This window comes from Qipengyuania sp. B-5, assembly GCF_056857815.1.
On the sequence record NZ_JBSXNU010000002.1, the window covers coordinates 1 to 2,014 of the forward strand.

Sequence of the window (2,014 nt, forward strand, 5' to 3'; positions counted from 1 at the left end):
AAGAGAAAGGATCAAGCGAAAGACACTCGAACATCGGCGCTTGCAACACTGCAAGCTCGCCGCCTAAACATCAATCCGAGACGAGGCCCACACTCCGCTGATCTACGCCACGAGTTGTGCCAAATGTTCTGACGACGGACAGGTGCTTCACCGCAACTTTTTGGGTGCCCACGACTACGTGCGTATTCGACCGAGCGGGCAGAAGCTCGATGAAGAGCTGTTGCACGTGGTCAAGCGACCGCCCTTCGCGCCAAACATGGTCGAGCCCATCGATGAAAACAATAAGTTGGCGACCTAATTCCGCAGCGCGACGCGACGCTTTTTCGAGACTTTCGGCAAGCGGTACGCGCTCGAGATCGAGTTCGGGCAACTGCTCTTGAATCTGGCGAACAAGAGAGGTCTCAATGTCCTGATAGTAGAAGCGAGCGGAATCACGATCGGAGAGCCTCAGGAAATAGTGATGCCGTATGCAGATTTGTTTGTCGGCCTTTAGCATTGCGAAGCAATGACTGAGAAATGTACTTTTCCCACGACCAGGTGTACCCCAAAGTACGGTCACTCCATCGGTAGTGGTAACACGCTTGCAAAAGGCGGTTTCGAATTTTGCGTCGGGAGGTTGATAACCTGGCGGCACATCGAAATCCTGATCTAGCGGCCGCGGTCGCTCTCGCGAGATGACTGCACGTACGTGGGAGTGTCGCACGCGGCCATCAGGTGCGGGACTTTGCTTCAGTGTCGCCCACTTTTTGACCTCGCGGCAAAGGTTGAACCACCCCGCCTCATCTGTGTCGGACGGAATCAGCAGTGCGCGCAGATTGTATTCGAGATCGTCGATGCGCGGTTTGCTGTGATTGAACCGAAACCGTGCGAAGAATGCTCTGGCATTTGAGGGCGAACCAAGTTGCTTGGCGATCTTGGCCGCCAATGCTGGTTCCACCTTGGAGAAATCAATCGATTGATTCTTGAGCGCTGTGGCGAACTGTCCAGCCGGCCGGCGATCGGTCACTAGTTGGGCGGTGGCAAGTTGTCCGGTGGCGGCCCAGTGATCTGCGGTAGCCGCCCACTTTTGTAGAAGTGATCGACCATTCTTCGTGCGCTTCATAAGCCAGTCCCAGTCTAGCTGGTTGGCAGGATCGTCGGGGTCGACTGTGAATTTGACTTGAGTAATCTCAAAGCGTCCGTCGGTGCGGCACGCGACAATATCGTCGATCGATGCGAACGCCTTGTAATCGCTATCTAACTCGACCCATCTGAAACGGTCAGGCTGGCGATAGAAATCGATCAAGATGGCTATTGCGGACAGGTCTTGATAGTCGAAGCTAGCCCGCAGGATCCCCGGTTTCTTGTATATCGACGTCATGCTGCGATCTTATGCGATGCGGTGACCTATCGTCCAAGCGCAATGGCAATAAAATTCTGCGTATTGTGTAGTTTGCGATGTCCGCTTTCGGACGCTTCAAGATAGATCAGCAGTGGCTGAAATGAGGGCGCGTTGCTGCCGGAGTTTGGTACTCGCATCGACGGCAGCTTTCGCGGCTTAGCCTTCTGAAAGCGGACTGGAAGCTTCCCACCCTATTCCGTTGAAAAAGTCGCCGCTGGCTGCGCTGGTTTAAGGTTCCGGATCGAGGGCGAGTGAGGCCGCTGCCTCTCTCAGGCGGTTGTGAGGCCCGGCATGGGTCGCATCTTGGCCAGTTTCCGGAGGTTCTGGGCTGCGGCGGCGAGGTGGAACTCGTCTTTTGCTCCGTTGGGACCCCGCAGACGCAAGCGGTCTAGCTTCAGGATCCTCTTGAGGTGCGCAAAGAGCATCTCGACCTTCTTTCGCTGTCGACGGGAGACGAGATATGCGTCACTTTTGGAGATATCGCGTGCCAGGTCGCGTGCGCCTTCGTGGACCGAGCGCACGATCTTGCGGGTCGCCGTGCGGGGTGCGCAGCGCTGCTTGAGATTGCATGCCTGACAGTCCTTCTGGCTCGCACGGTAGCGGATGAAGCCATCGGCATTGGCCAGCGGGCGC

General features: G+C 56.3%; 2 protein-coding genes. Both read right to left on the reverse strand.

Annotation, left to right across the window (positions count from 1 at the left end):
• Positions 1–70: 70 nt before the first annotated feature.
• Positions 71–1,360 carry a P-loop domain-containing protein gene (locus AC13CE_RS00015; RefSeq protein WP_482971043.1) on the reverse strand — a complete coding sequence of 430 codons (1,290 nt, stop codon included), beginning with the start codon at positions 1,358–1,360 and terminating at the stop codon, positions 71–73.
• A gap of 290 nt (positions 1,361–1,650) precedes the next feature.
• A partial coding sequence (locus AC13CE_RS00020) for a transposase (RefSeq protein WP_482971044.1) occupies positions 1,651–2,014 on the reverse strand: 364 nt, incomplete at its 5' end.